This is a genomic window from Caballeronia arvi, from assembly GCF_001544695.2.
Classification (GTDB): domain Bacteria; phylum Pseudomonadota; class Gammaproteobacteria; order Burkholderiales; family Burkholderiaceae; genus Caballeronia; species Caballeronia arvi.
In genome coordinates, this window is the sequence record NZ_FCOM02000008.1 from 193,449 (window position 1) to 219,526 (window position 26,078).

Annotated in this window: 31 protein-coding genes; 6 read left to right on the forward strand and 25 right to left on the reverse strand. The window is 62.2% G+C overall.

Going from position 1 to position 26,078, the window contains the following annotated elements; all coding sequences use genetic code 11:
• The first annotated feature begins 23 nt into the window (after nt 1-23).
• Nucleotides 24-1,028 carry a helix-turn-helix domain-containing protein gene (locus AWB74_RS12455; RefSeq protein WP_061147067.1) on the forward strand — a complete coding sequence of 335 codons (1,005 nt, stop codon included), beginning with the start codon at nt 24-26 and terminating at the stop codon, nt 1,026-1,028.
• Here the strand turns inward: AWB74_RS12455 and AWB74_RS12460 are convergent.
• From AWB74_RS12460 to AWB74_RS45615, 23 genes are all read right to left on the reverse strand, one after another.
• The gene (locus tag AWB74_RS12460) at nt 1,016-1,708 is read right to left on the reverse strand and encodes a GNAT family N-acetyltransferase (protein WP_061147068.1); all 693 of its coding nucleotides are present in this window, start codon (nt 1,706-1,708) and stop codon (nt 1,016-1,018) included. The genes AWB74_RS12455 and AWB74_RS12460 overlap by 13 nt on opposite strands.
• Before the next feature lie 111 nt (nt 1,709-1,819).
• A complete protein-coding gene (locus AWB74_RS12465; RefSeq protein ID WP_061147069.1) occupies nt 1,820-2,521 on the reverse strand; it encodes an SDR family NAD(P)-dependent oxidoreductase in 702 nt (233 codons plus the stop codon).
• 138 nt (nt 2,522-2,659) lie between these two features.
• Complete coding sequence (locus tag AWB74_RS12470; protein WP_061128167.1) at nt 2,660-2,917, reverse strand: hypothetical protein; 258 nt, start codon at nt 2,915-2,917, stop codon at nt 2,660-2,662.
• Between the two features lie 38 nt (nt 2,918-2,955).
• Nucleotides 2,956-3,213 carry a hypothetical protein gene (locus tag AWB74_RS12475; protein ID WP_061147070.1) on the reverse strand — a complete coding sequence of 86 codons (258 nt, stop codon included), beginning with the start codon at nt 3,211-3,213 and terminating at the stop codon, nt 2,956-2,958.
• Nucleotides 3,214-3,256: 43 nt separating this feature from the next.
• Nucleotides 3,257-3,514, reverse strand: coding sequence for a hypothetical protein (locus AWB74_RS12480; protein WP_061147071.1), 258 nt, complete (start codon nt 3,512-3,514; stop codon nt 3,257-3,259).
• A gap of 45 nt (nt 3,515-3,559) precedes the next feature.
• Nucleotides 3,560-3,817 (reverse strand): hypothetical protein, encoded by a 258-nt coding sequence (locus tag AWB74_RS12485; protein WP_061147072.1) that lies wholly within the window; start codon nt 3,815-3,817, stop codon nt 3,560-3,562.
• Between the two features lie 442 nt (nt 3,818-4,259).
• Entirely contained in the window at nt 4,260-4,517 is a 258-nt protein-coding gene (locus AWB74_RS12490; RefSeq protein ID WP_061147073.1) for a hypothetical protein, read from the reverse strand.
• A 43-nt stretch (nt 4,518-4,560) separates the two neighbouring features.
• The gene (locus AWB74_RS12495; protein ID WP_061147074.1) at nt 4,561-4,818 is read right to left on the reverse strand and encodes a hypothetical protein; all 258 of its coding nucleotides are present in this window, start codon (nt 4,816-4,818) and stop codon (nt 4,561-4,563) included.
• Nucleotides 4,819-5,264: 446 nt separating this feature from the next.
• Nucleotides 5,265-5,522 carry a hypothetical protein gene (locus AWB74_RS12500; RefSeq protein WP_061147075.1) on the reverse strand — a complete coding sequence of 86 codons (258 nt, stop codon included), beginning with the start codon at nt 5,520-5,522 and terminating at the stop codon, nt 5,265-5,267.
• A gap of 43 nt (nt 5,523-5,565) precedes the next feature.
• On the reverse strand, nt 5,566-5,823 hold the full coding sequence (locus tag AWB74_RS12505) for a hypothetical protein (protein ID WP_061147076.1): 258 nt from the start codon (nt 5,821-5,823) through the stop codon (nt 5,566-5,568).
• Nucleotides 5,824-5,868: 45 nt separating this feature from the next.
• Complete coding sequence (locus tag AWB74_RS12510) at nt 5,869-6,126, reverse strand: hypothetical protein (protein WP_061147077.1); 258 nt, start codon at nt 6,124-6,126, stop codon at nt 5,869-5,871.
• Between the two features lie 246 nt (nt 6,127-6,372).
• Nucleotides 6,373-7,080 carry a GntR family transcriptional regulator gene (locus AWB74_RS12515; RefSeq protein ID WP_061147078.1) on the reverse strand — a complete coding sequence of 236 codons (708 nt, stop codon included), beginning with the start codon at nt 7,078-7,080 and terminating at the stop codon, nt 6,373-6,375.
• 72 nt (nt 7,081-7,152) lie between these two features.
• Nucleotides 7,153-8,184 carry a proline racemase family protein gene (locus tag AWB74_RS12520; protein WP_061147079.1) on the reverse strand — a complete coding sequence of 344 codons (1,032 nt, stop codon included), beginning with the start codon at nt 8,182-8,184 and terminating at the stop codon, nt 7,153-7,155.
• Between the two features lie 11 nt (nt 8,185-8,195).
• Nucleotides 8,196-9,677 carry an aldehyde dehydrogenase family protein gene (locus AWB74_RS12525; protein WP_061147080.1) on the reverse strand — a complete coding sequence of 494 codons (1,482 nt, stop codon included), beginning with the start codon at nt 9,675-9,677 and terminating at the stop codon, nt 8,196-8,198.
• 12 nt (nt 9,678-9,689) lie between these two features.
• A complete protein-coding gene (locus tag AWB74_RS12530) occupies nt 9,690-10,982 on the reverse strand; it encodes an NAD(P)/FAD-dependent oxidoreductase (protein WP_061147081.1) in 1,293 nt (430 codons plus the stop codon).
• A 48-nt stretch (nt 10,983-11,030) separates the two neighbouring features.
• Nucleotides 11,031-11,909 carry a 4-hydroxy-tetrahydrodipicolinate synthase gene (dapA, locus tag AWB74_RS12535; RefSeq protein ID WP_061147082.1) on the reverse strand — a complete coding sequence of 293 codons (879 nt, stop codon included), beginning with the start codon at nt 11,907-11,909 and terminating at the stop codon, nt 11,031-11,033.
• Between the two features lie 39 nt (nt 11,910-11,948).
• Nucleotides 11,949-12,611: an amino acid ABC transporter permease gene (locus AWB74_RS12540; protein WP_061147083.1), complete on the reverse strand. Its 663-nt coding sequence runs from the start codon at nt 12,609-12,611 to the stop codon at nt 11,949-11,951.
• 10 nt (nt 12,612-12,621) lie between these two features.
• Nucleotides 12,622-13,293: an amino acid ABC transporter permease gene (locus AWB74_RS12545; RefSeq protein WP_061147084.1), complete on the reverse strand. Its 672-nt coding sequence runs from the start codon at nt 13,291-13,293 to the stop codon at nt 12,622-12,624.
• 8 nt (nt 13,294-13,301) lie between these two features.
• A complete protein-coding gene (locus AWB74_RS12550) occupies nt 13,302-14,129 on the reverse strand; it encodes an amino acid ABC transporter ATP-binding protein (protein WP_087038964.1) in 828 nt (275 codons plus the stop codon).
• A gap of 93 nt (nt 14,130-14,222) precedes the next feature.
• A complete protein-coding gene (locus tag AWB74_RS12555; protein WP_061147086.1) occupies nt 14,223-15,056 on the reverse strand; it encodes a transporter substrate-binding domain-containing protein in 834 nt (277 codons plus the stop codon).
• A gap of 251 nt (nt 15,057-15,307) precedes the next feature.
• Nucleotides 15,308-15,565 (reverse strand): hypothetical protein, encoded by a 258-nt coding sequence (locus tag AWB74_RS12560; RefSeq protein ID WP_061147087.1) that lies wholly within the window; start codon nt 15,563-15,565, stop codon nt 15,308-15,310.
• Nucleotides 15,566-15,892: 327 nt separating this feature from the next.
• Nucleotides 15,893-17,716, reverse strand: coding sequence for an alpha/beta hydrolase family protein (locus AWB74_RS12565; protein WP_061147088.1), 1,824 nt, complete (start codon nt 17,714-17,716; stop codon nt 15,893-15,895).
• Nucleotides 17,717-17,737: 21 nt separating this feature from the next.
• Nucleotides 17,738-18,049 (reverse strand): hypothetical protein, encoded by a 312-nt coding sequence (locus tag AWB74_RS45615; protein ID WP_143749211.1) that lies wholly within the window; start codon nt 18,047-18,049, stop codon nt 17,738-17,740.
• Between the two features lie 165 nt (nt 18,050-18,214).
• On the opposite strand from AWB74_RS45615, the gene AWB74_RS12570 reads away from it, so the two are divergent.
• A complete protein-coding gene (locus AWB74_RS12570; RefSeq protein ID WP_061147089.1) occupies nt 18,215-18,655 on the forward strand; it encodes a cupin domain-containing protein in 441 nt (146 codons plus the stop codon).
• A gap of 26 nt (nt 18,656-18,681) precedes the next feature.
• Here AWB74_RS12570 and AWB74_RS12575 read toward each other — a convergent pair whose 3' ends face one another.
• Complete coding sequence (locus tag AWB74_RS12575) at nt 18,682-19,050, reverse strand: DUF2784 domain-containing protein (protein ID WP_061147090.1); 369 nt, start codon at nt 19,048-19,050, stop codon at nt 18,682-18,684.
• 148 nt (nt 19,051-19,198) lie between these two features.
• Here AWB74_RS12575 and AWB74_RS12580 point away from each other — a divergent pair, with 148 nt between their 5' ends.
• The 4 genes from AWB74_RS12580 (at nt 19,199) to ggt (ending at nt 25,579) form a co-directional block, all read left to right on the forward strand.
• Nucleotides 19,199-20,194, forward strand: coding sequence for a GlxA family transcriptional regulator (locus tag AWB74_RS12580; protein ID WP_061147091.1), 996 nt, complete (start codon nt 19,199-19,201; stop codon nt 20,192-20,194).
• A 193-nt stretch (nt 20,195-20,387) separates the two neighbouring features.
• Entirely contained in the window at nt 20,388-21,731 is a 1,344-nt protein-coding gene (locus tag AWB74_RS12585) for an MFS transporter (protein WP_096032019.1), read from the forward strand.
• A gap of 384 nt (nt 21,732-22,115) precedes the next feature.
• On the forward strand, nt 22,116-23,492 hold the full coding sequence (locus AWB74_RS12590) for an undecaprenyl-phosphate glucose phosphotransferase (protein WP_061147092.1): 1,377 nt from the start codon (nt 22,116-22,118) through the stop codon (nt 23,490-23,492).
• A gap of 179 nt (nt 23,493-23,671) precedes the next feature.
• Nucleotides 23,672-25,579 carry a gamma-glutamyltransferase gene (gene ggt / locus AWB74_RS12595; RefSeq protein ID WP_061147093.1) on the forward strand — a complete coding sequence of 636 codons (1,908 nt, stop codon included), beginning with the start codon at nt 23,672-23,674 and terminating at the stop codon, nt 25,577-25,579.
• 18 nt (nt 25,580-25,597) lie between these two features.
• Here ggt and AWB74_RS12600 read toward each other — a convergent pair whose 3' ends face one another.
• Nucleotides 25,598-26,068, reverse strand: coding sequence for a VOC family protein (locus AWB74_RS12600; RefSeq protein WP_061147094.1), 471 nt, complete (start codon nt 26,066-26,068; stop codon nt 25,598-25,600).
• Nucleotides 26,069-26,078 lie beyond the last annotated feature (10 nt).

The window sequence follows — 26,078 nt, forward strand, 5'->3', positions numbered from 1 at the left end:
AAAGCGGCTATTCCCGACTTCCGATGAGCGCGGCTCCCTCTCACTCGACCGCTTCCGACGCACGGCTTTTCGCGCGCGCGGTCGCTTTCTGCTCGTTCACGGACGTGGACGAACAGGCGCGCGCATTCGACGGGTGGAGCCTGAATTACACGCAGATTTCGGGCGGGCTGTTTCGCGGCTCGTCGTCGATCGTGTCGCTCGGCGGCATTCGTCTCTTGGTCGAACATCTGGACAAGGTGATTCTTCAGCAAGGCTCGGTGCCGTCCGACAGATTCGCCGTGGCGGTTCCGCTCGAACTGGAAGGGCACGCGCGAATGTGCGGCGAGAAGAGCAGCCGCGACAGCCTGCATGTCTTTTCGAGCGGCCCGGAGTTCGAGTTCTTTTCGCCGGACCGACATGTGCTCGTGAATGTCGAGATCGAGCCGGACGGGTTGTCTTCGGAGCCGATGCGCGTGCTCGCTGCATCGCTGCTCGGCCGCCCGATGTCGCCACTCATTCCGATGGCCGCCGACGCCGCCGACAATCTCCGCCAGCTTCTCAAGCAGACGCTTGCAGCGGCAGCGCAGGCCGCGCCCGGCGAGCAGGCCGATACCGACGACCGCATTGAATTGCTCGAACGCACGATTCTCTATGCGATATCGGAGGTGATATCGGCGTCGTCGCCGGAAGCCGCGAACTCGCACACGCGGCCGACGAGGTATTGGCCGCTCGTCAATTCCGTGCAGGAGCGGCTTCAGGACGCGTCGACGTGTCCGCTGTCCATCGCCGAATTGTGCGTCCAGCTCGGCATCAGCAGAAGAACCTTGCAGTACGCGTTTCAGGACGCGCTGAACCTGAATCCGATCGCGTATCTTCGCGCGGTGCGGCTCAATCACGTGCGCCGTGAATTGCGGCTGGGCGACTCGGTGACGTCCGCCGCGACCACATGGGGCTTCTGGCATCTCAGCAGCTTCGCGCACGACTATCGCGTCATGTTCGGCGAGCTGCCGTCCGTCGCGTCGAAGCGTTATGCGCGTCAGGTTGCGTGACTGACCTGCGTGAGCACGAACGCGTGGCGCAGTTCGAAGCCGAGCCGTTCGTATAGTGCGATCGCGCTCTCGTTGTGGCTGAAGACGTGCAGGAACGGCGTCTCGCCACGTCGCCCGATTTCACCGCGCAAAATATTCATGAGCCGGCCGGCGAGGCCTCGTCCGCGGCAGCGCTCGTCCACACAGACCGCGCTGATTTCCACATAGCCGTCGATGGACATCCGCTCGCCCGCCATCGCGATGAGTTCGCCCTTTTCGCGAATGCCGATGTACGCGCCCATTTCGTGCGTGCGCTTTCCGAACGGGCCTGGCTTCGTTCGCTGGACCAGCGCGAGCATGTCGTCCGCGTCGGCTTCGCTCAGGCGGATCACGTCGTTATCGTCCGAGCCTTGCGTGAAGGGCCGTGGTGCGATCATCTGATGGATCGTGCCGACGCGCTTCGTCTGCAACGCATCGATGCCCTTCACGTCATCGGCCGACAGGAGGGCGACCTGCTCATGCGGCGCCATGAGCGCCTGAAGCGCGCGCCATGCGTCCGGCGTGTCCGATGCGATCGCGGCGAAGGGCGCGACGTCGGGATGGAAGCGCCGCGCGAGGGCGTCGCCGAAGCCGAGATGCGCCTGCCTCGTCGTCAGCGCGGTCCAGATCGGGCGGTCGAGGCCTGTCGGTGTCGATGTCACTGTGGCTCCTGTGAGTGGGACGGATCGAAGCCACTTTAGATAAAACGGCGCGCGTCAGCTATGGGCGGAAATGACAGTTTCGGAGGCATTTACGCCACGACGCGAAGAACGTCAGAACTTCTCGACCCACGGCCGCAGTTCGATTTCCCACGTCCACGCGCTGCGGTGCTGGCGCAGTACGTCGATATACGTCTGCGCGATCGCATCGGGGTCGAGCGTGCTGTCGGGCGCGTCCGGCGGATCGGTGCGCTGAGCGGAGCGCACGCCGCCATCGATGACGAAGTGCGCGACATGAATGCCCTTCGGCATCAGCTCGCGCGCGGCGCTCTGCGCGAGGCCGCGCAACGCGAACTTGCCCATCGCGAACGGCGCGGACAGCGCGAAGCCCTTGACGCCCGCGGTCGCGCCCGTCAGCAGGATCGCGCCGTGGGACTTGGGAATCATGCGTCGCGCGGCCTGCTGCACCGCATGGAACGCGCCGAGCGCCGTCACGGCGACGGCCTGTTCGACCTCCGCCGCATCGAGTTCGGCGATGGGCCCGCGCACGCGTCCGCCCGCGTTGTAGATGACGACTTCCGGCGTGCCGATGCGCGCTTCGGTTTCGGCGAAGAGCGTTTCCATTGCGCGGGCATCGGTGGCATCGACGGGCAGCGCGATGGCGCCGGTTTCATCGACGAGCGCCGAGAGCTTGTCGACGTTGCGTGCCGCGATGACGACCGGGATGTTTTCTGCGCGCAGACACCGGGTGAGTGAGCCGCTGATGCCGGGACCGGCGCCGATGATGAGGGCGTTGCGATAAGGGAGAGTGCTCATGGCTTCACGCTCGGACGGGAGGGAAACCGATGATAACCGTGGTGGGAATTTGATGCGCGGGCGGTCATGCCAGCGCCGAGATGAATCGCGAGAGGAGAAGGAAGCGCAGTCGTTCCTTCTCCTGTCGCCAATGTTGCCTTACGCCTTCACGCCGTGCAGCAGGCTGCCGATGGCGTCGATCGACTTCGTGACGTTCGTCAGGTCGACCTTCGTGTACTGCGATGCGTCGACCTGAGTCACCGGCGCGACGTTGATCTGCGGGCTGGCGAACGAGAAGCCGGTAATCGAGTTGGCGTTGATCCCGTTGTTCTGGAAGATGCTCGCGCCGCCGACGATGGCGCCCATTTCAGCGCGGCCGAGTTCTTTGCTGACTGCCAGGTTTTCGATCTTCAACATGATGTTTCTCCTGATGACTTGAATGGATGGTCGAGGGCTCAGAGCTTCACGCCTTCGAGCAGGCTGCCGACCGTCGCGAGCGACTTGGTGATGTTCTTCACATCGACGTCGGTGTGCTGCGAGGCATCCACTTGCGTCACCGGAGCCACATTGGTCTGCGGGCTGGCGAACGAGAAGCCGCCGTTGACGTTGGCGTTGATGCCGTTGTTCTGGAAGATGCTCGTGCCGCCGGCGATAGTGCTCATTTCCGCACGGTCGAGTTCTTTGCTGACTGCGAGGGTTTTGATCTTCAACATGATGTTTCTCCTGAATGGTGTGACTGGATGGATGAATCGGTGATCAGAGGGCCACGCCGCCGAGCAGGCTGCCGACCGCAGCCAGCGACTTGGTGATGTTCTTCACGTCGACATCGGTGTGCTGCGAAGCATCGACTTGCGTCACCGGAGCGATGTTGGTCTGCGGGCTGGCGAACGCGAAGCCGCCGTTGACATTGGCGTTGATGCCGTTGTTCTGAAAGATGCTCGTGCCGCCGACGATGGCGCCCATTTCAGCGCGGCCGAGTTCTTTGCTGACTGCGAGGTTTTCGATCTTCAACATGATGAGTCTCCTGAGTGTGGTTTGACTGGATGAATGAATCGGTGATCAGAGGGCCACGCCGCCGAGCAGGCTGCCGACCGAAGCGAGCGACTTCGTGATGTTCTTCACGTCGACATCGGTGTGCTGCGAGGCATCGACTTGCGTCACGGGAGCGATGTTGGTCTGCGGGCTGGCGAACGCGAAGCCGCCGTTGACGTTGGCGTTGATGCCGTTGTTTTGGAAGATGCTCGTGCCGCCGACGATGGCGCCCATTTCAGCGCGGCCGAGTTCTTTGCTAACTGCGAGGTTTTCGATCTTCAACATGATGTAGCTCCTTGGATACTTGGGTAGTGGGTTGGTCGAGGGCAGCAATCGTTGCGCTCGCAGCTACATATGCGAGGGGCGTGCCAAGTGGTGCTGGAAGGACCGTTCGGTACATCTAGTGCATTGATTGAAAATAGATATTTGTATGGAACGCGAAGTTTTCAGTGCAATTCACGATCACCATGCGCTGTCGAGATGTTGGTCGATAAAAAACAGAATGCCGGCCGTTGTCGGTACAGCGCGAACAGTCGAGCTGCGTGCGCGCTTATGAGCCGTGATGGGGAAGTTCGAAGACGACGCGCGCGCTTTGCATCCAGCGCGGCCGATTGGAAGGAGCAAAGACAAAAAGCCGAGACGCGGCGCGTCTCAGCCAAAAAAATCGCAGCAGTGAAAAAAGGCAGAAGGAACCGTCGCGGTTCCTTCTGCCTTCGGTGATGCAGCTTTACACCTTCGCGCCTTCGATCAGGCTGCCGACCGAAGCGAGCGTCTTCGTGACGTTCGTGAGATCGACGTTCGTGTGCGTCGAGGCATCGACTTGTGTCACCGGCGCGACGTTGATCTGCGGGCTGGCGAACGAGAAGCCGCTGTTGAGGTTGGCGTTGACGCCGTTGTTCTGGAAGATGCTCGTGCCGCCGACGATGGCGCCCATTTCAGCGCGGCCGAGTTCTTTGCTGACTGCGAGGTTTTCGATCTTCAACATGATGAGTCTCCTGAATGGTTTGACTGGATGAATGAATCGGTGATCAGAGGGCCACGCCGCCGAGCAGGCTGCCGACCGACGCGAGCGACTTGGTGATGTTCTTCACGTCGACGTCGGTGTGTTGCGAGGCATCGACTTGCGTCACGGGCGCGATGTTGGTTTGCGGGCTGGCGAACGAGAAGCCGCCGTTGACGTTGGCGTTGATGCCGTTGTTCTGGAAGATGCTCGTGCCGCCGACGATGGCGCCCATTTCAGCGCGGCCGAGTTCTTTGCTAACTGCGAGGTTTTCGATCTTCAGCATGATGTAGCTCCTTGGATACCTGGGTAGTGGGTTGGTCGAGGGCAGTAATCGTTGCGCTCGCAGCTACATATGCGAGGGGCGTGCCAGGCGATGCTGGAAGGACTGTTCGGTACATCTAGTGCATTGATTGCAAGCGGATATTTGTATGGAATGCCAAGTTGTCATTGCATTCGATCACGACCATACGCTGTCGAGATGTTGGTCGAAGAAAAACAGAGTGATGGCCGCTGTCGGTACCGCGCGAACAGTCGATCCGCGTGCGCAGTTATGAGCCGTGATGGGAAATTCGAAGACGACGCGCGTGCTTTGCATCCGGCGCGGCCGATTGGAAAGAAGCAAAGACAAAAAGCCGAGGCGCGGCGCGTCTCAGCCAAAAAAATGGATCGCAGCAGTGAAAAAAGGCAGAAGGAACCGTCGCGGTTCCTTCTGCCTTCGGTGATGCAGCTTTACACCTTCGCGCCTTCGATCAGGCTGCCGACCGAAGCGAGCGTCTTCGTGACGTTCGTGAGATCGACGTTCGTGTGCGTCGAGGCATCGACTTGCGTCACCGGCGCGATGTTGGTTTGCGGGCTCGCGAACGAGAAGCCGCCGTTGACATTGGCGTTGACGCCATTGTTCTGGAAGATGCTCGTGCCACCGACGATGGCGCCCATTTCCGCACGGTCGAGTTCTTTGCTAACGGCGAGGGTTTTGATCTTCAACATGATGTTTCTCCTGAATGGTCTGACTGGATGGATGAATCGGTGATCAGAGGGCCACGCCGCCGAGCAGGCTGCCGACCGCAGCCAGCGACTTGGTGATGTTCTTCACGTCGACGTCGGTGTGCTGCGAGGCATCGACTTGCGTCACCGGAGCGATGTTGGTCTGCGGGCTCGCGAACGAGAAGCCGCCGTTGACGTTGGCGTTGACGCCGTTGTTCTGGAAGATGCTCGTGCCGCCGACGATGGCGCCCATTTCAGCACGGCCAAGTTCTTTGCTGACTGCGAGGTTTTCGATCTTCAACATGATGAGTCTCCTGAGTGTGGTTTGACTGGATGAATGATTTGGTGATCAGACGGCCACGCCGCCGAGCAGGCTGCCGACCGAAGCCAGCGACTTGGTGATGTTCTTCACGTCGACGTCGAGGTGTTGCGAGGCATCGACTTGCGTCACGGGAGCGACGTTGGTCTGCGGGCTGGCGAACGAGAAGCCGCCGTTGACGTTGGCGTTGACGCCGTTGTTCTGGAAGATGCTCGCGCCGCCGACGATGGCGCCCATTTCGGCGCGGTCGAGTTCTTTGCTAACGGCGAGGTTTTCGATCTTCAGCATGATGTAGCTCCTGGCGTGTCTGGTCGGTTGGATGAGCACCAATCGTTGCGCTCGCAGCTACATATGCGAGGGCTGTGCCAGGAGAGGCTGGAAGATCTATTCGGTTAATCCAACTCGTTGAATTTGAAGGTGATTTTAGGATGCATGCGCAATGCCCGGGCGATTTCGCGGATCGCCGGGGGCATTGCTTCGTTGGCTGGCGAAAGACGGATTGCGGGAACGTGTCGGTGCGGGACAGACAGACGGCTACAGTACCGCCATCGACTCGGTCATGTTCTGGCGCATGTAGTCCAGGAAGCGCTTCTGGAACAGCATCGTGTGTTCATGGGCGAGCTGCTCGGCGGCGTCGGCATCCTTGCGCGCGATGGCGTCGATGATGTCGGCGTGGTCGCGTCCGAGCTTCGTCGCCGAGGGCGATGTCACCGTGTAGTCGAAATGCAGATGCAGCAGGCGCTGCCCTTCGCCGAGCAGCCGCTCGTAATAGCCGATGAAATACGGGTTGTTCGCCGCATGTGCGATCGCCATGTGCAAGCCCTTGTTGGTCTCGGACATCGCGTTGAAGTCGCCGCTGTCGATCGCCCTCATGTAGGTGTCGTCGGCCTTGCGGATGCGCGCGAGATCGCTTTCCGTCCGATACAGCGCCGCGAGGCGCGTGACGGCGCGCTGAATGAGGTCCAGCGCCGAAATGTACTTCGGGAATTCTTCGATCTCGAACGGCGTGACGAGCGTCGTGCGATTCGGGAGAATCGTCACGAGGCCTTCGCTGATGAGCCGCGCGAGCGCATCGCGCACGGGCGAGCGTGAGAGCCCGAACTGCGCCGCGAGCGAGACTTCGTCGAGCGGCGCGCCCGGCTTCAGCTGCAAGGTGAGAATCTGCTTGCGCAATTCCTCGTAGATGTATCGTCCGCCATGCCGGCGGCCACTGCCCTCGGTCTCCGTGGTCGCTTTGCTCATCGTTTCACCGCCGTCGTCGTGGGCCCGGAAGGATGGGCGCGAATTCGAGTTTATCATCGTGCGCACTCCGTCTCAGGCGGTGGGAAAGCCCGAACCCCACGTATCGCTCAGCATGAAACCCGCGGCCAGCGGATCGTCGGGATCGACGCCGATCTGCTGAAATCCATACACCCACGCGCGTCCGCTGATGCGCGGCAGCACCGCGGGCCGGCCGCCGATTTCCGTCTTGCCCAGCATCTCGACTGCGAACTCGCCGCCGATGACCGAACGCGATGTCAGCCGGCTGCCGGTATCGGCGAGTCCGCGCGCCGATAACGTCGCGAGATTCGCCGAGCTGCCCGTGCCGCACGGCGAGCGGTCGACGCGCCCTGGCGGCAGCGTCGTGCAGGTCTGATACAGCGCATCGCCGAGCCGGTTGCGGAACATCACGTAGGCGACTTCATCGATCTCCGGATAGAGCGGATGCCGCACGCGAATCTGCTCGTTGATGACGTTCTTCAGCGTGACGCCCGCTTCGGCAAGCTCCCGCGCATTCTCCGGTGCGATCGTGAGCCCGATCTGATCGACATCGACGAGCGCGTAATAGACGCCGCCGAACGCTATATCCGCCTTGATCGTGCCGAAGTGCGCGGTCTCGATCGCGGCGTCGAGATGCTCGACGAACGCCGGCACCATGTCGAGCGAGACGCCCGTACAGCGTCCGTCGCGGCAGGCGGCGCGCGCGGTGACAAGACCCGCGGGCGTGTCGAGCACGACGGTCGTTTCCGGCTCCCGCATCTCCACCATGCCGAGCTCGAGCAGGGCGGTGACGACGCAGATGGCGTTGCTGCCGGACATCGGATGCGCCTTGTCGGCCTGCAGAACGATGAAGCCGGCATGCGCTTCCGGTCGCGTCGGCGGCAGCAGCAGATTCACCGACATCTGCAGACAGCCGCGCGGTTCGAGTACCACGAGGCGGCGCAGGCTGTCATCGACTTCGTTGATGTGGTTCATCTTGTCGAGCATGGTCGCGCCCGGAATGCCGACGACGCCCGCCGTGATGACCTTGCCGATCTCGCCTTCGCAATGCACGTCGACGAGTTGAAGCGTTTTCTTCCAGCGCATGTCGTCCGGCCTTATTTGATGTACCAGCCCCACGGCTCGCCGCTTTCGTAGCGCGTGATCTGCTTGGTCTCGAGATAGTTGTTCAAGCCCCACTCGCCGAGTTCGCGGCCGATGCCGCTTTGCTTGTAGCCGCCCCACGGCGCTTCGGTGAAGGTCGGCTGACTGCAGTTGATCCAGACTATGCCCGCGCGCAACGCACGCGCAACACGCTCGCAACGTGCCGTATCGCGCGACATCACCGCGGCGGCGAGGCCGAAGCGCGAATCGTTCGCCGAACGCACGGCTTCGGCTTCGTCGTCGAACGGGCGAATGCACACGACCGGCCCGAAAATTTCCTCGTTCCAGATCCAGCTGTCGACCGGTACATCGGCGAAGATCGCGGGTTCCAGAAAGTAGCCCTTGTCCAGATGCGCGGGCCGCGTGCCGCCCGCAACGAGCCGCGCACCTTCGCTCACGCCGCGTTCGACGGCTTCGCGCACCTTGTCGAATTGTCCCTTGCTGGCGAGCGGCCCGAGCAGCACGCCGTCCTTCAATCCATTGCCAATGCTGATTTTGCGCGTTTCCTCTTCCAGCCGTTCGAGCAGGCGATCGTAAATGCCGCGCTGCACGAGCACGCGCGACGTGGCCGAACACACTTCGCCCTGATTCCAGAAGATGCCGAACATGATCCATTCGACGGCGGCGTCGATCTCGCTGTCGTCGAATACGATGAACGGCGACTTGCCGCCCAGTTCGAGGCTCACGTTCTTGATGTCGCGCGCGGCGGCCTGCATGATGCGGCTGCCGGTGGGCACGCTGCCCGTGAACGCGAGTTTGTCGATGCCCGGATGCTCGCTCAAGGGCGCGCCCGCGTCCTTGCCGAGACCCGTCACGACATTGAGCACGCCCGGCGGAAGGTCCGCGTTCGCGGCGATATCGGCGAGTTCGAGCGCCGTCAGCGGCGTGAGCTCCGAGGGCTTGAGGACCATCGTGCAGCCGGCCGCCAGTGCGGGCGCGACCTTCCAGGCGGCCATCAGCATCGGGAAATTCCACGGGATGACTGCGCCCGCGACGCCGACCGGTTCCTTGCGCGCCACCGAACTGAAGCGCGCGTCCGGCAGCGCGACGGGCGTCTCGGCGCTGTCGTCGAACTTCTCCGCGAGGCCCGCATAGAACTCGAAGCATCCGGCGGCGTCGCCGAGATCCCAGAGCGCTTCGGGAAGCGGCTTGCCGTTGTCGCGCACTTCGATTTCGGCGAGCGCCTGAAGCCGGTCGCGAATGCCCTTGCCGATGCGGCGCAGCACAGCCGCGCGCTCAGCCCCGCGCATGCGCGGCCACGGGCCTTCGTCGAAGGCTTTGCGTGCGGCCTTCACCGCGATGTCGATATCTTCGGCGGTCGCTGCGGCCACGCTCGCAATGACTTCCTCGCTCGCCGGATCGATGGTGTCGAAGCGGCCGTTGTGGATGGGCGCGACCCATCGGCCGCCGATGAAAAGTTGTCCGTATGATTTCATAAATTCGTCTCGTCAGGAGAAGCGATACGCGCTGAACGGTTCGAGGTTTTGCCGGGTGGCGCGGCCCGCGGCCATGTCCGCGATGAGCCTTCCGGTGGTCGCGCCGAGCGTGAGGCCGAGCTGGCCGTGACCGAACGCCATGTAGACATTGCTCAGTCTGCGCGAGCGGTCGATAACAGGCTTCGTATCCGGCAGAAAGGGCCGATAGCCGACGCCATACTCGACCTGCGATGTACGCATGTCGGGCAATACGCGCTTAGCCTTTTCCAGAATGATGTCCGCGCGCCTGAAGTCCGGCTTCGCGTTGCGACCTGCGAATTCGATCGTGCCGCCGATCTGCAGGCCGCGGGTCATCGGCGTGAAGCAGAAGCCGCCGTCGGCATAGATGATCGAATGGCGGATCTCGACGCCGGGGTCCGCAACCACGGCCTGATAGCCCGCGATGCCTTCGAGCGGCACGCGCACGCCGAGCGCATCGAAGAAGCGCCGAGCGCCGGTGCCCGCGGCCACGACGACATGCCGCGCTGCGATGCGCTCGCCGCTCGCGAGCGTGACGCCGGTGGCCTGTCCCGCCGATTCGTCGATACGGCGCGCTTCCGTCTGCACACGGCGCCCGCCTTGCGCGATGAAGCTGTCGGTGAGCGCGGCGAGAAAGCCCATCGTGTCCTTGACGGCCCGCCAGTCGTCGAACATCAGGCCGTGCGCGAACTTGCCCGCGAGCGCCGGTTCGAGATCGCCGATGTCCTTCGCGTTCAGCCGCTGCGCCCTGAAGCCGAGCGATTCGCGCAGCGCCAGATGCGGCGCTTCGTGAACCAGCGCGCTGGCATTATCGAATACTTCGAGGATGGGACTGTCGCCGAGCAGCGTCTTGTCGTCGCAAGCGTCGAGCAGCGGCGCGTAGTCGGCGTAGACATCGTGCGTGAGCGTGGCCAGCGACTGGGCGATCTCGACGATCTTCGCGTGCCGCGCGCTCATGAGAAAGCGCACGAACCACGGAACGATGCCCGGCAACGCGCCCGGACGCAGCGCGAGCGGGCCTTTCCGGTCCATCAGCCAGCCGGGGATTTTCAGCAGGATGCCGGGCTTCGACAGCGGAATGACCTCGCCCACCGCCATCTGTCCGCAGCTCCATTTGGCCGTGCTGTCGCCGGGCGCGGCGGGGTCGATCAGCGTGACGGCAAACCCGCCGCGTTGCAGATAGAGCGCGCAGCAAATGCCGACGATGCCGCCGCCGATCACCACGGCGGATTCCCGGCTGGCAGGGCGTGGCGCGTGCGCGGAGAGTTCGCGAGGGACGGCGTTCAATTCACACTCCCGTAAGCTGAACGATCGACAAGGCTGATACCCATTGCATCAAGCCTGCGCCGCTTCGAACACCGCGCGGAACGCGGCTTTTTCTTCATCGGTCAGCGGTTGCAGCGGCATGCGTGCGTTGCCCACCTTGAAGCCCGCGAGCTCGCAGCCGTACTTCACTTTCTGCACGAACTTGCCGGCTTCCATCGTCGCCATGACGGGGAACAGCGAGCGCATCACGTTCTGCGCGCCGCGAATGTCGCCGGCGGTGAACTTGTCGTAGAAATCGACGACCTGCTTCACGAAGCAGTTCGCCGGCCCGCAGATCCAGCTCGACGCGCCCCACAGGAAGAAGTCGAGCGCCTGGTCGTCGGAGCCGCACGAGAGCTGATAGTGGTCCTTGTACTTCTCGCCGATTTCGATCGCACGCAGCAGATTGCCGCTGCTTTCCTTGATGCCGACGACGCGCGGATTGTCCTTGAACGCTTCGAGCACTTCGAAGCCGACTTCGACGTTCGTACGCACGGGATAGTTGTACAGCACGATATCGACATCCGGCACGGCCGCGAGAATCGCTTCGTAATGGCCGATCAGTTCCTGTTGCGACGGCAGCGCGTAATACGGCGGCGCGATGAGAACCGTCTCGTATCCGGCGTCGCGCACCAGTTGCGTCTGTTCGATGACTTCGCGCGTGCACGATCCGTTCGCGCCGCCGATCAGCACGCCGCGCTTGCCGACGACTTCGCGCACCGTCTTCAGAATGGCGCGGCGCTCGTCGTGCGTGAGCGCGTAATACTCGCCCGTCGAGCCGAGCGGCACGAAGCCTTTGACGCCCGCTTTGAGCTGGAATTCGAGGATGTTCGCGAGCGTGTCGTGATCGACCGCGCCGGCTGCGTTGAACGGCGTGACGAGTGCGGGAAGAATGCCTTTCATCTGCATGAGTTGCTCCAATAGATGACGAATAATTAATAAGGATGACTAGGCGAAGCGCCTGAGGAATCGAGACTCGACCACGCCGACGAGACGTGTGAGCGGAAACGCGACGACGAAGTAAATGATGGCGACCGTCGTCAGGAACTCGACCGGCTTCGCCGTGCTGGTCGAGATGTTCTGGCCGACGAACATCAGATCCGCGACACCCACCGACGAGATCAGCGCGCTTTCCTTGAACAGGCTGACGAAGTTGGAGAGCAGCGGCGGAACCGAGCGCAAGAGCGCTTGCGGAAAGATCACGTAGAGAATCTTCGCGTACGGCGAAAGGCTCAGCGCGATGCACGCGTCGTGCTGCTCGGCAGAGATCGATTTGAGCGCGCCGCGAAACGTTTCGCTCGTGATGGCGGCCATATAGAGCGTCAGCGAAATCACGACGGATACATACGGCGGAACCGGAATGCGAAAGACCACGGGAAAACAGAAGAAGACCCAGAAAAGCTGGATGAGCAGCGGCGTGCCGCGAAAGAACTCCACGTAGAGCGTGGTTGCGGCTTTCATCCAGCGCGATGGCGACATGCGCAACAGGCTCAGCACGAAGCCGGCGAGACTGCCGATCACGGCGCAACTGCTCGTGAACGCGATGGTCAGCGCGAGTCCCTTGAGCAACACGAGCCAGTAGGGAAATACGGCGGAAAAGTCGAGATGCATGTCCGTCTCCTCAACGCTTGATCGCAAGGTCTTGCCGGCGCTCGATCGCGTGGACGAGCTTCGCGACCGGCAGCGACAGCGCGAAATAGATCAGCGCGACGACCGTATAGGTTTCGAGCGGCCGGTACGCTTCGGTCGCGAGACTCTTGCCGACGTACATCAGGTCAGCAACCGCGACGATGGCGACGAGCGCGCTCTGCTGCAGGCTGCCAATGCCGTTGGTCATGAGCACGGGCATCGCGCTGCGCAGCGCTTGCGGAAGCACCACGTAGACGGTGCGCTGCCAGGGCTTGAGGCCGAGCGCGACACACGCATCGAGATGTTCCTTCGGCACCGCCTGAACGCCCGCGCGATACGCTTCCGCATTGAAGGCGGTCAGATTGAGCCCGAGCGCGAGCACGCCCATCGTGATCGGATCGATGAAGACATCGACCATGATCGGGATGCAGTAGAAGAACCAGACGATCTGCAAGAGCGCCGGCGTGCAGCGGAAGAATTCGATGAAGAGCTGCGCCGGCCAGCGCACGAACGTCAGGCGGCTCATCGCGAGAAGACAGAGCAGAAAGCCGAGCACGAGACCCATGACGTTCGACAGCACGGCCAGTTCGATCGTGACCTTGAGGCCGTCGAGCAGGGCGCCGAAGCTGCCTTCGAGAAAGCGGAAATCGAAGTGATAGTTCATGTTCGGCCTTAGTCCAGATGCAGCACTTTCTCGAGGAAGTCGCGCGTGCGGGCCTGTTTCGGGCACTTGAACATGTCGGCGGGCGCGCCTTGCTCGACGATCTTGCCGCCCGCGCAAAACACCACACGCGTCGCGATATCGCGGGCGAAATGCATGTCGTGCGTGACGATGATCATCGCCATCTGCTGTTCGGCGAGCTGGAGCATCACGTTCTGCACTTCGATCACCATCTCGGGATCCAGCGCCGATGTGACTTCGTCGAAGAGCATCAGCTTCGGTTCGAGCATCAGCGCCCGCGCGATCGCGACGCGTTGTTTCTGGCCGCCGGAAAGCTGGCTCGGATAAGCGTGCAGCTTGCTTTCGAGCCCGAGGCGCGCGAGATACTTGCGCGCGCGCTCCGTCGCTTCGGCCTTCGAAAGTCCGCCCACTTTCATCGGCGCGAGGATCAGGTTGCCGAGCACGGACAGATGCGGGAACAGCGTGTAGTGCTGAAACACCATGCCGATCTGCTTTTGCAGCTTGACGTCGATGGGTTTCGCGCGTCCCGCGTCGGCGCCGAAGATATACGGCTTGCCCTGAAAGCCGATCTGCCCGGCCTGAATGCCCTCCAGACCCATCATCACGCGCAGGAGCGAGCTCTTTCCGCTGCCGCTCGGCCCGATGATGACGAGACGGTCGTCCTCGCGCATGTCGAGGTTCATATGATCCATGACGACCAGGTTCTCGCCATACGACTTGCACACGTCCCTGAGCTGCACGAACTCGCCGGATGTGGCGGGCGAGACATCGAAAATATCCGGCGCGGCGGCGTGTGCGTGTTCCTGTGACGCGATCATGGCTTGAGATGACAGCATGGTCTCTCCATCGGGTAATGTGATTAGGTATCCTGCATGACGATGGCGCTTCGCAGCGCCCGTCGGCGGGTCACATTACTTGTTCGCGACCAGCATGGCCTGCACGGATGTCTTGATGAGCTTGTCGACCGCGCCCGATTTGACCTGCGCACCGACGTAATCGTTGAGCAGCGCGATGTCGGCGGCGGGCGTTTCCTTGCGCACGGCGAACGCGACCTGCTGTTGCGCGAGCGGCGGCGTCGGCTGAACGGTCGCGGCCCAGTCGGGATGCGCTTCCGTCAGCAGCATGTTGGTGATGTTGGCATCGGCGAGCAGATCGGCGCGTTTTGACATGAGCGCGAGACGCGTTTCGTCGTTGCCCGGCAGGCGCATGATGCGCGCTTGCTTGAATGTCGCCGAAATCACCTTGTCCTGGGCCGTACCCGACATGACCGCGACGGTCACACCCGGCTTGTCGATGTCGGCGATGGCGTGCGCGCCTTGCGGGACCTTCGGGTTGTGCTTGTTATAGACGAAGGACACGTTGTAGTCCGTCGCGGGCGCCGAGAACGAGACCGCTTTCTCGCGCTCGGGCGTCTGGTTCAGCGCCATCGACACGTCCCACTTGTCCGACTGCAATCCGGCGACGATGTTGTCCCAGGTCGTATCGACGAATTCGACTTTCACCTTCAGCACGTTTTGGCCGAAGTTGCGACATAGATCCGAGAAGAAGCCGCTGTACTCGCCGGTTTTAGGATCGCGCATCACATACGGCGGCGCGACCGCGGCGCCGCAACGGAGCACGCCTGCCTTTTTCACGCTTTGCCACGCGCCGGTGTCTTCGGCGCGAGCCGGAGTCTGGGCGACGGCGAGTCCGGCAAAGGCGAGACAAGCAAGAGCACGACGAATCGAACGGGACGACTGAGCCATGTGAACTCCCAAAAAGGATAAATCTGTACCACACAAATCTGCGTACTTTGTTGTGTGCAGCGATGTATGCAGTGTAGAGGTTCAAAAAAGCGGCTGTCAACTAAGCGATTGCCCTTAGATGCGTTGCGTGGGAATTGAACTGGCCGAACTTCGATCCGCGCGTTGCACGCGATGGCCGACGGAGCGATAAGCCGTCAGAAGAGAAGGGGAGAAGGCAGCACCGTTGTGCCCTCTCCCTTCGCGGGCGCTGCTTACAGCTTCACACCACCGAGCAGGCTGCCGACGGCGTCGAGCGACTTCGTGATGTTCTTCACGTCGACGTCCGTGTGCGTCGAAGCGTCGACTTGCGTCACCGGAGCGATGTTGGTCTGCGGGCTGGCGAACGAGAAGCCGCCGTTGTAGTTGGCGTTGACGCCGTTGTTCTGGAAGATGCTCGAGCCGCCGACGATGGCGCCCATTTCTTCACGGTCGAGTTCTTTGGCAACGGCCAGGTTGTCGATTTTCAACATGATGAATCTCCTAAGTGGTTGGGTTGGGGTGAGCACCAATCGTTGCGCTCGCAGCTACATATGCGAGGGCCGTGCCAAGCACCTATAGAAGATCCGTTCGGTTAATCCAGTGTGTTGATCGAAAAGCGATATTCGCGGGATGCGCGCATATCGCGGTCGATTTGAATGACGCTGCGCCGAGTTAGTGTGTCGGCTCTCGAATGACAGCAGGCGGAAGATAGTCGGGTGATGAAAGACAGGCCGGCCCAAAGTAATCGCGGACTGCATCGCGCTGTTACGCACGAGCAGTCCGCGATCGCTTCTTCTTATCGGACTTCGCCGGTCTCCTCACATCTGCTGCGACATTCCCAGAGGCGAAACCGTCTCCATGACGGGCACGCTTCCCGGATGCAGATCCCTGATGAACGTCTCGGACAGCGCCATGACGCTCGTGAATGCTCGCGTGTCGTAGACCGCGTGATCGACATCCGTGCAAACGGCGGCCTTCACTCTCGTCAGACGCGACAGCTTTTTGCCGTGCCTGCCGAAATGCGCGTTGAGCAGTTCGAGACCTTCGTCGCCCGCGCCGTACACGAGCAGCGTGCGCACGCCTTTGCGTTCGAGCGCGTGAACGACTTCGTGCGGATGCGTGGGCGATTTCTCGTCGGTGTTGCCGGGCTTGCCGCGCGACACGCCCGCCACTTGCGAATGCAGACGCGCTGCGGCATGAGACACGAAGGCCTTGATGATGGGCTTCAGACCGCGTTTGCCGCTCAGCACCAGCCACCACTTCCCCGGCTTGAGGATGGCCGGACCGAGACGCGCCATAGTATTGCGTCTGCGGGCCCTGAGCTCCTGCAAGGTCAGTCTTTCCGGAATGTGGAAGCCTTGAAGGTTCACCGCGATGACGGCCCCGATCGCCGGCTCGACGAGCGATGCACGCACCGCGCTATACGCGCCCGAGCAAATGCCGAACATGACGACCGTGTCGTAGCCCTTGCGCTTGAGCCATGCGGCCGCGGTCGCGACATCCTCGACCGTAGTCTGCGCATGGATCGACGCCGTCGCTTCGAACGTGCCGTCCGGTGCGCGTGCGGGGCTGTCGCCGATGCCGCGTGCATCGAGGCGCAACGACGCAATGCCGCGCCGCGCCATGTCGCGCGCGATCCGCACGGAAAGACGGCTGTCGCCGTGATGCACGCTGCCCGCGGTATTCGTGATCACGATGACCGGACCGCCCGCGAGCCGGCCGCGCGGCTCGCACAAGATGCCGAAGAGACCCGCCGCGCCGAAGATCACCGGCCGCTCGATGGCCTCCGGTGTTTCGATGATCGCGTCGTCGCTCATGTTCGGCCGCGTGGCCTTTCTGGTCCGAACGTGCGTGAGGTCGCCGCAGTGGCTTTCGCTCGCGCTTTCCGCGATCCATTCCGCGGTTCGCTCGAGCGTCTTCCGCGGCAATGTCGACGACGCCGTCTCCTGCATGAAGTCGAAATAGTCGTCGAAGCTATCCGCATGGACTTCGACATTGCGATCGTGCAGCGCAGTGAATAGCGCCTGGCTCGCGCCCGGCAACGGATCGGCGACGAACACGCGTCGCGGCATCGCGGACTGACGGCTCATGGCCTTGCTGAGATCGAGGCTGTTCAGGCGATTACGGAACGCATCGCTATAAACCTGCCCGAGCACGTGATAAGGCGAATCGATCTGCGCGGCGCGCACGACGACGGGCACATTCTCCACCCACGTCTTGCGCAATGCCGTGAGTTCTCGCAGATAGCGGCGTCCATTCATCACCGGCGCCAGCAAGGCGAGCGAATCCACCAGCGGATGATTCGATGCGAGCGTTGCGAGCGTCGCGCCGAGACGCACGCCGCATAGCGTCACCGTGAATACATCCGTTCGTTTGCGCAGGCATTCGATGGCCGCGCCGATATCCGCGACGAAGCCGTCGAGCCGCTCGCCTTCGTGATCGACGCCGACAGAATCGCCGGTCGCGAGATAGTCGAAACGCAAGGCTGGGATATTGCGCCGGGACAATTCTTCGGCCAGATAACGCATGGCCTTGTGGCCCCACGCCTCTTCATGTCCGAAAGGATTGCACAGTACGACGCCGTGTTTTCCTTCGCCGGCATGAAGCCATCCGAAGCGCCCACCGAAGACGATCGGCGTCATGAGTTGCCTCCGCGCTCCCAGTCACCGAGAGGCGCAGCGACGCTTGCGCAATAAGCGTTCCTGGCAACCTCGTCTTTCCCTGAGCGGCTGATCTTGATTTTTGTGTCGCGCATTTTCTTGAGCTTCTGGTTGCACGTTTCGCCAGATTAGACCTTTATCCATTTTCCTTATCGGTGCGCTGGCGAACAAAATACGGAGCGGCTGTTGTTTCGGGGGAACAGCCATCGATTCTTTATGGTTCGCCTGAATGCGATTTAATCGCATGTTCGTTTTATTTCGACATCCGAAATAAATTGCAATTGTGGCGTGCTTTTCATTATGCGTTGCATCCATCCGCGATCTTTATCGTGTGGACATCGCGACGCAAACGTTTGCGCGCCGGTGCCAAATTGGACGTTGAACCAATTCATTGGTGTAATGTCTTTGAAAGGCATAACATGGAGCGGCCTTGATCGCTCCGACAACGATCGATCAACAAGAAAGGAAAAAGGAGCCTCCATGACAGCACCCGTTTTCGAGTCAGTCCGTCTGGACGATGTCTTGCTCGAGCCAGATCCGATCGATCCGGCATGGATTCTCGAAGGCAATCCTGTCGCACGCAGCGGCCGTTGGTCACAAAGCCTCGACACCACGACGACGTCATGGGTCTGGGATTGCACGGCCGGCCGCTTCAACTGGTATTTCCACGAAGACGAAACGATCTACGTGATCGAAGGCGAAGTGATCATCACGGCCGAAGGCCAGGAACCGCGCACGCTGCGCGCAGGGCACGCCGCGCTCTTCTACGCCGGCACGCGCTCGGAATGGTGCGTCCCGCGCTATGTGCGCAAGCACGCCATCCTGCGTCCGCACATGTCGAAGCCGGTGCTGTTTGCGTTGAAAGTGAGCCGCAAATTCAGCAGCAAGCCGGCGGGCCATCTTTCGCGCTCGTCGCTCTGACTCGCCGAAGCGATATCGGCATGCGCTCATGATCGCGGCGGAATGCGCCGCCACGTGATGGCCACCGCGATAAAGAAGGCCACGTAGGCGAGCGTGAACACCCAGACCGGAAAGTCGAAATAAAGGAACGCGCTGACCCAGCGCTGTACGAAGCCTTGCGCGCCGGACGCTCCGGCGCGCAGCCGATCTTCCATGACGGTGAGCGGGCAGGGAATGTCGACGACCGCGAGCATCGCGACGATACCGATCGCCGCGATATGCATTGTCCGAAACGCGCGGTTTCGAACCCACGTTCGCCGCAATGCCGCGCCGATCCATATGGCGATCAAACCGCCGACGATGAAAAGCACGATCAGCGCGTGCAATACGAGAATCGTATTCGCGAGCCAGATCATGTGCCGTTCACTTCGTTTCGGCGCGCCTTCGCATGCATTTCCCGATCATGAAGCCGACAGTGCCTGTCCATCGCATGGCCTCCTTCGAACTTCGCGACTCCTGACGCTATGATCGGTCGAAGCTCACAACCGTTCCGATCGACCTTCAATGCCAAAAAGAAAGCATGCCAATCCCGCCCTGCATGATCTGCGCGTGATGCGAATCGGCTTTCTGCTTCTGGAGAACTTCTCGCTGATCGCACTCGGCGCTGCGGTCGATCCGCTTCGCACCGCGAATATGCTCGTCGAGCGCACGGTCTACGAATACACGCTGATCGGCGCCAATGGCGATGTCGTGCGCTCCAGCGACGGTATCCGCGTGCTGCCCGATATCGCGATGCCCGAGGCCAGCGGCTTCGACGCGGTTTTCGTCGTCGGACCGAACCCGATTCCGCGCAAGGGCATCGGCGCGATTATGGACTGGCTGCGCTTGCAGGCGCGTCGCGGCAGCGCGCTCGGCGGCCTCGATACGGGCAGCTATTTCCTCGCGCGCGCGGGTCTGCTCAATGGCTATCGCTGCACGATTCACTGGGAAGATCAGGACACGCTACTCGAACAGTTTCCGAAGCTCACCGTGTCTAACCGGCTCTACGAAGTGGATCGCGACCGCTACACATGCAGTGGCGGCGTGGCGCCGCTCGATCTGATGGTGCATCTGCTCGCGCTGCCGCCCGGCAGCGCCGCGCTCGCCGCGCGCGTGCTCGAATTGCTCGTCGCGGAGCGGCGTGGTCATGAAGAGCGGCAAGTGACGTCGCTCAGGCAATACATCGGCGATGCCCACGCCCAGCTCGATGAAGCGTTGCAAGTCATGGAAAGCAATATCGAGGAGACGCTCAGCATCGCGGAGATCGCGGCATTCGTGAAGGTGTCGCAACGCCAGCTCGAACGATGGTTCCACGAGCGCCTCGGCAAGACGCCCGCGCAGGCCTACCTCGAAATACGGCTGCTGCGTGCGCGGCAGTTGCTGTACCGCACCGCGCGCTCGCTCGAAGACGTCTGCACACGGACCGGCTTCACGTCGCTCACTCACTTTTCGACGCGCTACAAGGCGCAATTCCATATCTCGCCGATAGCCGATCGCCGACGCTATCAAAAGGCGCTTTAAAGAACACGAAGAAGCGCCTGTTCGTGGTTAACCCTCGATGTCGAAAACGGGAATTTTGGCGTCGATTCGGGAAATGTTCGAACACGCGAGGCTCCTACCATTCACTTCATCGCGGCTTGAACGCGCGATGCCCGAACCGGCGGCGCGGCCGTTGGACGGTACGAAATCGCATCATCATGTCGGGAGACAGTGGATGAACACGGAAAGAGCGGTAGGTGCACAGGTTGCGATGCCTCGCGCATCGCATGAGGAGAGCACGCAAGTCGACCCGAAGCTATTGAAGCGTGCCGCTTGCGCGAGCTTCATCGGCAATTTCGTCGAGTGGTTCGACTATGCGTCGTATGGCTATCTGGCGACGATCATCGCCGTCGTGTTCTTTCCGAAGACCGATGGCGCAACGAGCCTGCTCGCCACTTACGGCGTGTTCGCGATCTCGTTCATCGTGCGGCCGATAGGCGGCATCGTGTGGGGTCACGTGGGCGACAGGATCGGCAGGCGCACGTCGCTGTCGCTTTCGATTCTCATCATGTCGTGCTCGACGTTTCTGATTGCCTTGCTGCCGACGTATGCGCAAGTAGGCGTACTCGCGCCGGCGCTTCTGCTGCTCGTGCGCGTGGTGCAGGGCTTCTCCGCTTCGGGCGAATATGCGGGCGCGGCTGCATTTCTCGCCGAATACGCGCCGGACAAGCGGCGCGGCATCTATACGAGCATCGTGCCTGCGAGCACGGCGGCGGGGCTGCTGTTCGGCTCCATCCTGGTCGCGCTGATGCATGCCGCGCTCACGAGCGAGCAGTTGCAGTCGTTCGGCTGGCGTCTGCCGTTCCTGCTTGCCGCGCCGTTCGGGCTCATCGGACGATATATCCGCGTGAAGCTGGAGGACACGCCGCGCTTCAAGGCGATGGAGCGCAGCCATCATGCCGCGCAAGCACCGATCGCCGAATTGCTGTCGAAGCATCGCGGGCGCATGTTGATCGCCTTCGGTGCGACGTGCCTGAATGCGGTGGCGTTCTATCTCGTGCTGAGCTATATGCCGACCTATCTCTCCACGGAAATGGGCATGAGCGAGACGGCCTCGTTCATTGCGGCGACCATATCGCTTGCGGCGTACATCGGCCTGATCTTCGTGATGGGCGCGTTGTCGGACCGCGTGGGACGCAAGTCGATGCTGATCGGCGCATCGATTCTCTTCGCGGTGCTGACGGTGCCGCTTTTCAAGGGACTCGTGGGCGCGAGCTTCGCGATGATCGTCGCGATCCAGGTCGCCTTCGGCGTGCTGCTCACGATGAACGACGGCACGCTGCCATGCTTTCTTTCGGAGATATTTCCGACGCGCGTGCGCTATAGCGGCTTCGCGTTCTGCTTCAACGCGGCGAACGCGCTGTTCGGCGGGACCGCGCCGCTCGTCGCGACATGGCTCATCGGTGCGACGGGCAGCAAGCTCGCGCCGGCATGGTATCTGGTCGGGGCGTCGGGCGTTGCGCTCGTCGCGATGCTTGCAAGCCGCGAGACCTCACACGCGCCGTTAGCCGATGAGTGATTCTGGCATCGAATAAGACAGGAGAATAGAGAGAAGGCGCGTGCATGAGCATGCGCCTTCTTTTTTTTCCGTCGCGCAAACGATGACGATGTATGGCTTCATGCAATCAAGAGAACCATACGTCCCGAATGCCATCTATAGTGGATGTTCGCGCCTGTGCTGCGGGTCGAGATGTCAATCGACTGAACTATGCGCCGGGCATCGTCTGCTTCACGTCACCGTCATTCCTTTCGCCGATGATGAGCCGCGCAAGCGGCGTCACGTGAAGCACGCGTTTCAGAAAGCACTTGATCGGCCTGATCGGGCGCGACTCGCCATTGCAGGCAACCATCACACGAATAGCAGGTTTGACCGCACTTACGGCGCTCTCGAATCGAGGTGGACATGCGCGATATTCACGGATTGCTGGCACGGCTTTTCGATGTCGTCATGGTGGTGTGGGGTGCGGCCATCGCGTCGGGGATCCGATTCGAGCACATTGCCGAGCCAGGCTATTACATGCCGTTCGCCGCTTTTGCTGCGGCGTTTTCGCTGCTGCTGTTTCCGGAGTTCGGTGTCTACGAGTCATGGCGCGGACGCAGCAAGCTCGTGCTGGCGAGCCGCGTGTCGTTCGTCTGGCTGATCGTGCAGGCCTGCGTGCTCGTGCTGATGTTTTCGCTGCATCGGCTCGATCATGTTTCGCGCTTGTGGTTCGCGTACTGGACCGCGATCTCGGTAGTGCTCATGATCGGCGGGCGCCTTGCCACGCATGCGGTGCTCGGGCGCATGCGCCACGCCGGCATGAACTTTCATCAGGTGGCGATCGTCGGCAGCGGCAGGCATTGCGAATCGATCATGAGACGAATCGAGCGCGCGAGTCATTCGGGCTTTCGCACGATCGCCGTATTCAACGCCTCGCCCGATGTACCGATGACCGCGCGCGTGCCCGTCTTCGATGATTTCGACGCCTTCGTCAGTCATGTCCGCGAGCAGCGTGTGCCCGAAGTGTGGCTCGGGTTGCCCTTGTCGCAGGACCGGACCATCCTGCGCTTCGTGAACGAGTTCCGTGAAGACCTCATCAACGTGCGCTTCATCCCCGACGTGCGCAGTCTCGCGCTTTTCGAAAGCAACGTAAGCGAGCTGCTGGGCGTCGCCGCGATCAATCTCGTGGCTTCTCCGCTTTCGCAACGTGCGCTGCTGCAAAAGGAAGTCTTCGACCGGCTCTTCGCACTCGCCGCGATTTGCGCCGTCGCGCCGCTTTTGATCGTTATCGCCATCGCGGTGAAACTCAGTTCGCCCGGCCCCGTCCTGTTCAGGCAGCGGCGCAAAGGCGCGGATGGGCGCGTCTTCACCATCTACAAGTTTCGCTCGATGCGCATGCATACCGAAGAGGCCGGCGTGCTCAGTCAGGCCACGCGCAACGATGCGCGCGTGACGCGTGTCGGTGCGTTCCTGCGCCGCACGAGTCTCGACGAACTGCCGCAATTCTTCAACGTGCTGCGCGGCGACATGTCCGTGGTAGGGCCGCGTCCTCACGCGCTGGAACATGACGATCTCTATCGAAAGGTCGTATCGGGCTATATCCATCGATATCGCATCAAGCCGGGCATCACCGGCTGGGCGCAGGTCAACGGCTTTCGCGGCGAGACGGACAGAATAGAAAAGATGGAAGCGCGCGTGGCTCACGATTTGTACTATCTGGGGAACTGGTCGTTCGCGCTGGATATGCGGATCATCGCCGCGACGATCTTCAAGGGACTGCGCAGCATCAACGCGTATTGATTCGCTCATCGAAAATCTGCATCGCTAAGTAAATCGACCGTTCGTTCCATTCGACCACGAACGCGGCGCTCGAAATCCTCCTTTTCAAAATCGAAGAAGCGTCTAATCTTTGGTGGCAAACATTTGCCATCGATCCGGCGCGCGCGCGAGCGAATCGTCCGGAGTGCAAAGGAGAGAGCATGAAACGGACGAGTGAGCTTGTTGCCGCGCCGTGGGTTCTGCAGGCATCGCGCGGCGTGTTGATCGCCTGTCTCGCCGCGATGTCGGGCGCATGCGGCACATCGCAGCAAGCCGTAGAGCCGGCTCCCGCACCGCCGCCTGTCGCTGCTTCCGCGCCCGCCGCGCTGCCGCCCGCCGTGCCGCCCGCGCCCGAAGTGTCGTCCGGCTACCGGCGCGGCTTGTCGACGAACTATGCGCGGCGTCACATGGCGGCCGCGGCAAATCCGCTCGCGACCGAAGCCGGCCGCCGGATGCTGCGCAAGGGCGGCTCGGCTATCGATGCCGCTATCGCCATGCAGGCCGTGCTGACGCTCGTCGAGCCGCAAGCGACGGGCATCGGCGGCGGGGCGTTCATCATGTACTGGGACGGCAAGCGCGTGCAGGCCTACGATGGCCGCGAGACCGCGCCCGAAGGCGCAAACGGGCGTCTCTTCCTCAGGCCCGATGGCACGCCGATGGACTTCAGCGAAGCGCAGATCGGCGGCCGTTCGGTGGGCACGCCGGGCGCGCTGCGCGTGCTCGAACTCGCGTGGCGTAAGCACGGCCGCTTGCCGTGGGCGACGCTCTTCGAGCCGGCGATTCAACTGTCGGAGAAGGGCTTCCCCGTCTCCGAGCGTCTCTACACCCAGGTTGCGGCGGACAAGTTCCTGCCGAAATCGCCGGAGATGGCACGCTATTTTCTCGATGAGCAAGGCAGCGCGAAGCCGGTCGGCACCGTGATCCGCAACCCCGAACTCGCGAAGACGTTGCGGCGCATCGCGCACGAGGGCCCGGGCGCGTTGTACACGGGGACCATCGCCCGCGATGTCGTGGCCGCCGTGAACGGAAGCGCCAATCCCGGCAGCCTGTCCGAAGCCGATCTCACGCGATACAAGGCGAAGGAACGTCCGCCCGTCTGCACCGATTATCAGCGCTGGAAAATCTGCGGCATGCCGCCGCCATCGTCGGGCGGCATCGCGATCGCGCAGATTCTCGGCATTGCGCAGGCGCTCGGCACGAAAGACCCGCGCTACGCGCTGGCGACGCTCGGGCCGAATCCGGTCACCACGCCCGCGCTTTTCGAAGCGAGTCCCGACGCGGTGCACGTGATCGCAGAGGCCGACCGGCTCGCGTATGCCGACCGCGGTCTCTATGTCGCCGATTCCGACTTCGTGGAGGTCGATGTCGCGGGGCTGATCAGTCCGCGCTATCTGAGCGAGCGGGCCGCGTTGATCGGCGGGAACAGCATGGGCAAGGCACAGCCCGGCGTGCCCGAGGGCACGAAGGTGATGTTCGCGCCGGACACATCGCCGATGCGCGTCTCGACATCGCAGATCGTGGCGGTCGACGATCGCGGCGGCGCGATCTCGATGACGACGACCATCGAGTCGTATTTCGGCTCGCATCTGATGGTGCACGGCTTCATGCTCAACAATCAGCTCACCGACTTCTCCTTCACGCCGGAGGAGAACGGCAAGCCGATAGCGAATCGTGTCGAGCCTGGCAAACGTCCGCGCTCCTCAATGGCGCCGACGCTCGTGTTCGACCGCGAGAGCGGCGCGCTCGTCGCCGCGCTCGGCTCGCCGGGCGGATCGCAGATCATCGAATACGTGTCGAAAGCGCTCGTCGCGCTGCTCGACTGGAACATGGACGTGCAGACGGCCATCGGCATGGCCAACTTCGGCAGCCGCAACGGACCGACGGAACTGGAGCGCGGACTCGTCACGCCGGCGCTCGCCGAGGCGCTGAAAGCGCGCGGGCATCAGATCGCCGAAGTCGAGATGACGAGCGGCGTGCAGGCGATCGTGCGCAGGCCGCGCGAGAATGGACGGAAGGTGTGGGCAGGCGGCGCGGACCCGCGGCGCGAAGGCGTGGCGTTGGGTGATTGAGCGGCGCGCGAACTGCGCTCAATCGAGCCGCGTGCGCGTCGTCAGGCCGCTCGCCGCGTCCCATTGCTCGGGCGTCATCTTCTGCACGGTGACGCCGAAGGTCCAGATATGCCCTTCGGGATCTTTCGCGCGATACGTCCGGTCGCCGTAGAACTGCGTCTGCGGCTCCGCGAGAATCGATGCGCCCGCCGCGCGTGCATGCTCGCAATGCGCGTCGATGTCGTCGCCCTCGGCGAGCTGCACGTGAACCGACTGCGTGTTCCTGCCGTCCACCGAGCGAGGGCTCTTGTGATCCGCGCTCCATTCGCTGCCGATCATGACGACGGAATCGCCGTACGACATCTCGGAGTGCGCGAGATTGCCGTCGGCATCGAGGATGACGAACATCGGCTCGAAACCGAAAGCGGCTTCGAGCCAGCGGAACGCGGCCTTCGGATCCTGATACGAAAGCGCGCTGGAAAGTCCTTTGCTGCGATACGCATCAGGCATGTCGATGTCT